The sequence below is a fragment of the Poseidonibacter parvus genome, assembly GCF_001956695.1.
Classification (GTDB): Bacteria; Campylobacterota; Campylobacteria; order Campylobacterales; family Arcobacteraceae; genus Poseidonibacter; species Poseidonibacter parvus.
This window is the reverse complement of the sequence record NZ_CP019070.1, coordinates 2639329-2647196: the sequence shown is the minus strand read 5'-3', so window position 1 is coordinate 2647196 and position 7868 is coordinate 2639329. Positions and strand designations below refer to the sequence as shown.

The window sequence follows — 7868 nt, the reverse complement described above, 5'->3', positions numbered from 1 at the left end:
TAATTTTTAGTTTATTTAGTTAAAATAAATAATGAGACAAACAAAAATAGAAGATTTCTTAGAATTAGAAGAACATAATAAAGAATTAGAACAAAGAGTAAAAGAAGAAGTATTTAAGAATAGAGAAAAAGATAAGCTAATGTTCCAACAAGCAAAACTAGCTTCAATGGGTGAAATGTTAGGAAATATCTCACACCAATGGCGACAACCTTTAATGGAAATATCTTCGATTTTTCTACCAATTGAAGCTAAATTAAATATGGATATTCCTTTAGATAATAAAGAAGTTCTTGATTCAATTGAGAAATTAAATGATATTACTAAATATATGTCAAATACTATCGATGATTTTAAAAACTTTTTTTTAAAAGATAAAGAAAAAATTCATTTTGAAATTTTAGAACAAATTAATTCAACTGTGAACATTATAAGTAGTAGTTTAAAAGTTCATGACATAAAACTTGATATTATTATCCAAAAAAACACAGTTATGTTAGGATATAAGAATGAATACTCTCAAGTACTAATAAATATAATAAATAATGCAAGAGATATTTTAGTACAAAGAAAAATCCAAAACCCAAAAATAAAAATAACAATAACAGAAAATAAAAATGATATTATCACAAAAATAGAAGATAATGCAGGTGGAATAAAAATCACTCCAATAGAAAAAGTTTTTGATCCTTTTTTTACATATGAAAAAATTAATGGTTCAGGAATTGGACTTTTTATGTCTAAATTAATTATTGAAAATAATATGAATGGTAAATTAGAAGTATCCAACAATAAAGAAGGTGCAATTTTTACAGTTATTATCCCTAAATCTTAAGAAAAATACACTTCATATTGTATTTAATCAATTTTAGATATAATCTCAAAAATATAGAAAACTCATCAAATAAATAGGATAATTATGTCAAAGCAATTATTACAAAAACAAGCAGACACAATAAGATTTTTAGCAGCAGATATGGTTCAAGCAGCAAACTCTGGACACCCAGGTGCTCCAATGGGACTTGCAGACATTGCAACAGTTTTAAGTAAGCACTTAAACGTTAACCCAGCAAATGAAAAATGGTTAAATAGAGATAGATTAGTATTTTCTGGTGGTCACGCTACTGGTTTAGTTTATTCATTATTACATCTTTGGGGATTTAATGTTGCATCAAGTGACTTAAAAAACTTCAGACAAACACATTCTAAAACTCCAGGTCATCCAGAGTATGGACATACACATGGTATTGAAATTACAACTGGTCCTTTAGGACAAGGTATTGCAAATGCAGTAGGTTTTGCATCAGCTGCAAAATATGCACAAAATACTTTAGGAAGTGATGTTATTAATCATAAAGTTTATTGTTTATGTGGTGATGGAGATTTACAAGAAGGTATCTCTTACGAAGCAACTGCAACAGCAGGTCACTTAAAGTTAGACAACTTAGTAATTATTTATGATTCAAACTCAATTACAATTGAAGGTGATACTTCATTAGCATGGAGTGAGAATGTTAAGAAAAGATTCCAAGGTATTGATTTTGAAGTAATTGAAATTGATGGACATAATTTTGACCAAATTGAAAAAGCATTTGTTCAAGCAAAGGCTGCTACTAAACCTGTTATGATTATTGCAAAAACTGCAATTGGAAAAGGTTCTGTTTCTATGGAAGGTTCACATCATGCTCATGGTGCTCCTTTAGGTGAAGAAGATATTGCAGCTTCAAAGAAAAAAGCTGGATTTAACCCAGATGAAAAATTCATTGTTCCTGCTGATGTTAAAGGTGCTTTTGATAAATTAATTACAGGTTCTATTGCTGAAAATGAGTGGAATGATTCTTTAAGTGCTGAAACTAAAGCAAAAATTGAAGAATTACAAAACCCTAATTATGATGCAGTTGAATACCCAACTTTTGAAGCTGATACTAAAGTAGCGACAAGAGATTCAAATCATAAAATCTTAAATGCAATTGCAGCAGCAGTTCCAGGATTCTTAGGTGGATCTGCAGATTTAGGACCATCTAATAAAACTGAGTTAAAAGGTGAGGGTGATTTCCCAAATGGAAGAAACATTCACTTTGGTATTAAAGAACATGCAATGGCAGCAATTGCAAATGCTATGAACCTTTATGGTTTATACAAAGTTTATTCTGCAACATTCTTTGTATTCTCTGATTACTTAAAACCAGCAGCTAGAATTGCAGCACTTGCATCTATTCCTCAACACTTCGTATGGACTCATGATTCTATTGGTGTAGGTGAAGATGGACCAACACACCAACCAATTGAGCAATTATCTCAATTTAGAGCCTTACCAAACTTTTATACATTCAGACCAGCAGATGCTACTGAAAATGTTGAGTCTTGGAAAAAAGCTTTAACAATGACTGCACCAACTGCATTTGTTTGCTCACGTCAAGGTCTTACAGTTTTAAAAGATAAAAAAGAATTTGGTGAAGTTTCAAATGGAGCTTACTTACTTAAAAAAAGAGAAAATGCAAATATTACTATTATGGCTTCTGGATCTGAGTTAATGTTAGCATTACAAACATCTTGTGCCTTAGAAAAAGAAGGAATAATAGCAAATGTTGTTTCTGTTCCTTGTTTTGATTTATTCTTAGAGCAAGAACAATCTTATATTGACCAAGTAATTGATTGTAATACTCAAGTATTTGCAGTAGAAGCAGCAAGAGGTTTAGAATATTATAGATTCGCAGATAAAGTTTACGGAATGGATACATTTGGAGCAAGTGGACCTGCGAATGATTTATTTGATGAGTTCGGATTTACAATTGATAAATTAAAAGCAAAAATTATAGCTGACTTTAAAAAATAAATATAAAAAATAAAAGTAAAGAAGAATTTCTTCTTTACTTTTAAAAACTTCAAATTTAACTTTCTTTAGAAAATACCAATATTCAACAACTCTAATAATTGACAAATTCCTAATGCTAGATTATAATCATACAAAAAATATTTTGGAGAGATTATGTCAATAGGATTTATAGGACTTGGAAATTTAGGAACAGCAATTGCTACGAGATTAAAGCAAATGGATGAAGAAATAATCGCATATAATAGAACAAAAGAAAAAGCCTTAGATAAAGGGTTTAATGTTGTAGATACACCAAAAGATTTGTTGAAATCTTGTGATGTAATTTTCATTTGTCTTTTCGATTCACCAGCTGTCAATAATGTTTTTAATATGCAAGATGGTCTTTTATGTAATGAGCTTAAAGGTAAAATAATTATTGATTTAAGTACTCATCACTATGAAGATGTTTTAAATTTTCATGCTCTTTGTGAAAAAGCAGAAGCAAAATATTTAGAAAATCCAGTATTTGGTAGTGTTGCTCCTGCACTTGCTGGTGTTTTAACACTAGTATCTTCCGGAAAAAAAGAAGTTTTTGATGAAGTAAAACCACTCTTAGAAAAGTTTGGAAAAGAGATTTTCTTTTTAGAAAAACAAGGAAGTGCAACAAAAATGAAACTAATCAATAATCTTTGCTTAGGTTCTTTTATGGCAACTATTGCTGAGTGTACATCACTTGCAGAAGATTGTTCGATTCCAAAAGATAAAGCTTTAGATATTTTGGGTGTTGGAGGTGGAACTTCACTTGTTTTAAATGCTAAAAAACAAAAACTAATTGATGAAGATTTTTCAGCACATTTTTCAAATAATGCAATAAATAAAGATTTACATTTATTACAAGATTTAGCATACTCTATGAAAAAACCTTTATACTCAGCAGCAATGCCAAAAGAGCTGTTCTCTAAAATGAAAATGATGGGAAAAGGTGAAGAGGATTTTTCTTCTATTTATAGATTATTTAAAGGTGAATAAAGGATAAAAAATGCCACATTTACAATTTGAGATAAATAAAAAAGTATCAAATGAAACAAAAGATAAATTTGTGAATCAAATAAGAGATGTCTTCTCTAGTGTTATGGATACAGGAAAAGATCATATAGCTATTAGTATAAGAGAGTATGATAAATACAATCTTACAATAGGACGTGCTAATCCAAAAGATGATATTTGTTTAATGAATTTAGATATTAGAGAAGGTAGAAGTATTGAAAAAAGACGTGAAATTGCTCTAAGATATATGGAAATTGTACATGCTCTTTTTGAAATTGATTTAAAAAATCAATATATTACTTTTACTCAGCACACGGGAGAAGATTTTCATTTAGTAGAAAAGTTTTTAGCTAATTGGGAAGTAGGAGAAGACCCTCTTGCTTAAAGGAATTATTACACTTTTAGTTTTCCAATTTTTTGGAGAATGTATAACTAAACTTTTTGACTTATTAGTTCCTGGACCTGTTATTGGAATGGTATTATTATTGATTTTTTTAATTATTAGGAAAAGTAGTTTTGAAAGTTTAGATACAGCTGTTTTTCTGCATTTAAGATATTTGCCACTTTTATTTATACCAGCTGCTATGGGAATTATAACGCAAGTTGATATTATTGCAAAAGAGTTTTGGGCAATTTTAATAGCTTTAATTGTGGGAACTTTAATAGCACTTGTTTTTGCTGCTAAATTTATGGATTATTTAACAATTAAAACAACAAAAGAAAAGAATATAAATGAATTATAATGCCTTATTAGAATATATAAATAACACACCTTTAACATGGATAGTTATTACTTTGCTTTCGTATAAAGTAGGAATCATAATTTATGAAAAGTTTAATAAACATACTTTATTACAACCAATTATTACTTCTTATATTGTAATTTTATCTTTGATAATATATACAAATACTTCTTTTGAAGAGTATTTTAAAAGTGTAGAAATAATTCATTTCTTTTTAGGACCAGCTACTGTTGCTTTAGCACTTCCTTTGTATAAAAACTTGAAACATCTAAAGGCTTTATTTATTCCAGTAGTTGCAACACTTTTTATTGCAGGAGTCTTTTCAATTGTTATAGCTGTTTGTTTATTATGGTTTTTAGGAGCAGAACTTCCTACAATTCTTTCAATGACAACAAAATCAATTACTGCTCCAATTGCTGTTATTACGTCTGAGCAAATAGGAGCAATCCCATCTTTAGCAGTTGGTTTTGTAATAATTACAGGAATGATTGGTGCTGTATTTGGCTCAATCATTTTTAGACTAATAAAAATTAAGCATGAAACTTCTGAAGGTTTTGCACTTGGTTTAGTCTCACATGGAATTGGTACAGCAAGAGCTATTGAGATAAGTGAAAAAGCAGCAGCTTTTGCAGCACTTGCAATGGGACTTAGTGGAATTTTAACAGCTGTTTTTTTGCCTTTAATAATCACTTTCTTTAAATAAGAAGTGAAATATGAATAAGAAGTGAAATATGAATTAATACATCAAGATATATTGATATATTAATTTTATTATGATATACTTCAAAAAATCAAAGGAATATGATGGATATTTTTTTAAAAACAACATCTGCTTTAAATGATGAAACTAGAATTAGAATTTTAAAGTTTTTAAATATTCATGGAAAATGCTGTGTATGTGATTTAGAAAATTCTTTTGAAATGATTCAATCAAGACTTTCAAGACATTTAAAAATATTGAAAGAAGCAGGATTTTTAAGAGTTGATAGAGAAGGACGATGGGCTTATTATAGTCTTAGATCTCCTCTTGACGAATTTAGACAATCTTGCGTAAAAGAGATAAATACTTTGGATATTCAACTTCCAAATTTAATAAAGGCATGTAATAAATAATGACTGAAACACTTTTTGTATATGGAACATTAATGCCAAACTGTCCAAATGGACATGTTTTAGAAAATGTTGTTGGTAAATTTGTACCAGCAACAGTTAAAGGTAAATTAGTTGATGCAGGCTGGTCTGCAGGAATGGGTTATCCTGGAATTAGACTTGACAAAACAAGAGACACAATTCATGGATATTTGTTTTATTCATCAAATTTAATTAATCATTGGGATTACTTAGATGAGTTTGAAGGTGAAGAGTTTGTAAGAACTCCTGTAACTGTTGAGCGATATGATGAGTTAGATGTTGAAACATATCTTTATATGTTAAAACCAGAAATAATTGAAATGGAAGAAGATTAGAGTTACTTAAATGTAACTCTTTTTTTTTTAAATAAATATCAATATATCTTGATATATTAAAATAGTAAAAAGGAAGAGTATGTTATTAGCAAGTGCAATTTTTATTATTACACTTATTTTTGTAATTTGGCAACCAAGAGATTTACAAATAGGAACAACAGCAGTTATTGGAGCAATTGTTGCTTTAGTTTTAGGAGTAGTAAGTTTCTCAGATGTTTTAATAGTAACTGATATCGTTTGGGATGCAACTTTATCTTTTATTGGAATTATAATTTTATCTATGGTTTTAGATGAGATTGGCTTTTTTGAGTGGTGTGCTTTAAAAATGGCAAAGTTCTCAAATGGAAGTGGAATGAAGATGTTTATTTATTCTATTTTACTCGGTGCATTTGTATCTGCACTTTTTGCAAATGATGGAGCAGCTCTTATTTTAACTCCTATCTTACTTGCAAAAATGAGAATATTAAAATTAAATATGAAATCAATCATTGCTTTTTTACTTGCAGGTGGATTTATTTCTGATAGTGCATCTTTGCCTTTAGTATTTTCAAACCTTACTAATATTGTAACAGCAAACTATTTTGATATAGGCTTTTCTGAGTATATTTCAAATATGTTAATTCCATATATTGTAAGTGTATTTATATCTATTGTTTTCTTATGGTTGTTACTGCGAAAAGATATTCCTAAAACTGTGGATATTTCACTTTTAAAAGAGCCATCAAGTGTAATTAAAAATGATACTTTATTTAAACTATCTTGGGCTTTTTTAGCACTTTTAATTCTAGGATATTTTATAGGTGATGCTTATGATTTACCAGTTGCAGTATTTGCTCTTGGTGGTGGAGTAATATTTTTAATTATTGCAACTATGTTTAAAACAGTTGAGCCTGTTCGTATTATAAAAGAAGCACCTTGGCAAGTTGTATGGTTTAGTATTGGACTATATATAGTTGTCTATGGTTTAAAAAATGCAGGTCTTACTGATTATTTAGCTTTAATCTTACAAGATTTAAGCACTCGTAGTGATACTGTTGCAATTGTAGGAACTGGATTTATAGCAGCATTTTTATCTGCAATTATGAATAATATGCCAACAGTCATGATTATGGATATAGCACTTCAAGATATTCCAAATCAAGCTTTAGCATATGCGAATATTATTGGATGTAATTTAGGACCTAAAATGACACCATTTGGTTCACTTGCAACTCTTTTATGGTTACATGTATTAGCAAAAAAAGGTGTAAATATTTCATTTGCACAGTATAGTAAATTTGGTCTAATTATTACACCACCAGTTTTACTAGTAGTATTGTTGTCACTAGCGTGGCTTTAAAATATAAATATTAATTTAAAATAAAAAAGGATAAAAAATGCAAAACAAATCAAATAAGAAAGTATTAATTTTATGTACAGGAAACTCGTGTAGAAGTATAATAGCCGAAGCACTTATAAATGCTAAACTAGAAGGTTTCTCTTCAGATTCATCAGGTGTAAAAGCAAGTGGTAGAGTTAATCCAAATGCTCAAAAATTACTAGAACAAAAAGGTATTTGGAAAGAAGAATATCACTCAAAAACTATTGATAAAGTAATTGATAATGAATATGATTTAGTTGTTACTGTTTGTGATAATGCACATGAGACTTGTCCAATGTTTCCAAAAGCAGTAAAAGTAATTCATGTAAGTTTTGTAGATCCAGATGGAAAAGGTTTTGAAGCATTTGAAGATACATATAAAGAAATAGAAGAGATTCTACTTCCAAAAGTTGTAGAGGCTTTAAAATAATAAAAAGGCA

The 7868-nt window shown here is 28.9% G+C and carries 10 protein-coding genes; all 10 read left to right on the top strand.

Going from position 1 to position 7868, the window contains the following annotated elements; genetic code table 11:
- The first annotated feature begins 31 nt into the window (after window positions 1-31).
- The 10 genes from LPB137_RS12995 to LPB137_RS12950 all read left to right on the top strand — a co-directional run bounded on the left by LPB137_RS12995 (window position 32) and on the right by LPB137_RS12950 (window position 7858).
- Window positions 32-832, top strand: coding sequence for a sensor histidine kinase (locus tag LPB137_RS12995; protein ID WP_076088776.1), 801 nt, complete (start codon window positions 32-34; stop codon window positions 830-832).
- A gap of 84 nt (window positions 833-916) precedes the next feature.
- Window positions 917-2833 carry a transketolase gene (gene tkt / locus LPB137_RS12990; RefSeq protein ID WP_076088774.1) on the top strand — a complete coding sequence of 639 codons (1917 nt, stop codon included), beginning with the start codon at window positions 917-919 and terminating at the stop codon, window positions 2831-2833.
- A 153-nt stretch (window positions 2834-2986) separates the two neighbouring features.
- Entirely contained in the window at window positions 2987-3841 is an 855-nt protein-coding gene (locus LPB137_RS12985; protein WP_076088772.1) for an NAD(P)-dependent oxidoreductase, read from the top strand.
- Between the two features lie 10 nt (window positions 3842-3851).
- The gene (locus LPB137_RS12980; RefSeq protein WP_076088770.1) at window positions 3852-4244 is read left to right on the top strand and encodes a tautomerase family protein; all 393 of its coding nucleotides are present in this window, start codon (window positions 3852-3854) and stop codon (window positions 4242-4244) included.
- Window positions 4237-4602, top strand: coding sequence for a CidA/LrgA family protein (locus tag LPB137_RS12975; protein ID WP_076088768.1), 366 nt, complete (start codon window positions 4237-4239; stop codon window positions 4600-4602). Before LPB137_RS12980 ends, LPB137_RS12975 begins: the two co-directional genes overlap by 8 nt.
- The gene (locus LPB137_RS12970; RefSeq protein WP_076088766.1) at window positions 4592-5305 is read left to right on the top strand and encodes an LrgB family protein; all 714 of its coding nucleotides are present in this window, start codon (window positions 4592-4594) and stop codon (window positions 5303-5305) included. Before LPB137_RS12975 ends, LPB137_RS12970 begins: the two co-directional genes overlap by 11 nt.
- Before the next feature lie 101 nt (window positions 5306-5406).
- Window positions 5407-5715: an ArsR/SmtB family transcription factor gene (locus LPB137_RS12965; RefSeq protein WP_076088764.1), complete on the top strand. Its 309-nt coding sequence runs from the start codon at window positions 5407-5409 to the stop codon at window positions 5713-5715.
- On the top strand, window positions 5715-6068 hold the full coding sequence (locus LPB137_RS12960; RefSeq protein ID WP_076088762.1) for a gamma-glutamylcyclotransferase family protein: 354 nt from the start codon (window positions 5715-5717) through the stop codon (window positions 6066-6068). The genes LPB137_RS12965 and LPB137_RS12960 overlap by 1 nt, the downstream gene beginning before the upstream one ends.
- A gap of 79 nt (window positions 6069-6147) precedes the next feature.
- Complete coding sequence (locus LPB137_RS12955) at window positions 6148-7407, top strand: arsenic transporter (protein ID WP_076088760.1); 1260 nt, start codon at window positions 6148-6150, stop codon at window positions 7405-7407.
- Between the two features lie 37 nt (window positions 7408-7444).
- Window positions 7445-7858: an arsenate reductase ArsC gene (locus LPB137_RS12950; RefSeq protein ID WP_076088758.1), complete on the top strand. Its 414-nt coding sequence runs from the start codon at window positions 7445-7447 to the stop codon at window positions 7856-7858.
- The last annotated feature ends 10 nt before the right edge of the window (window positions 7859-7868 follow it).

What these genes read in the sequence shown, in the direction of transcription:
- LPB137_RS12995 (WP_076088776.1), top strand. Translation starts at nt 32, where the DNA reads ATGAGACAAACAAAAATAGAAGATTTCTTAGAATTAGAAGAACATAAT.
- tkt (WP_076088774.1), top strand. Translation starts at nt 917, where the DNA reads ATGTCAAAGCAATTATTACAAAAACAAGCAGACACAATAAGATTTTTA.
- LPB137_RS12985 (WP_076088772.1), top strand. Translation starts at nt 2,987, where the DNA reads ATGTCAATAGGATTTATAGGACTTGGAAATTTAGGAACAGCAATTGCT.
- LPB137_RS12980 (WP_076088770.1), top strand. Translation starts at nt 3,852, where the DNA reads ATGCCACATTTACAATTTGAGATAAATAAAAAAGTATCAAATGAAACA.
- LPB137_RS12970 (WP_076088766.1), top strand. Translation starts at nt 4,592, where the DNA reads ATGAATTATAATGCCTTATTAGAATATATAAATAACACACCTTTAACA.
- LPB137_RS12965 (WP_076088764.1), top strand. Translation starts at nt 5,407, where the DNA reads ATGGATATTTTTTTAAAAACAACATCTGCTTTAAATGATGAAACTAGA.
- LPB137_RS12960 (WP_076088762.1), top strand. Translation starts at nt 5,715, where the DNA reads ATGACTGAAACACTTTTTGTATATGGAACATTAATGCCAAACTGTCCA.
- LPB137_RS12955 (WP_076088760.1), top strand. Translation starts at nt 6,148, where the DNA reads ATGTTATTAGCAAGTGCAATTTTTATTATTACACTTATTTTTGTAATT.
- LPB137_RS12950 (WP_076088758.1), top strand. Translation starts at nt 7,445, where the DNA reads ATGCAAAACAAATCAAATAAGAAAGTATTAATTTTATGTACAGGAAAC.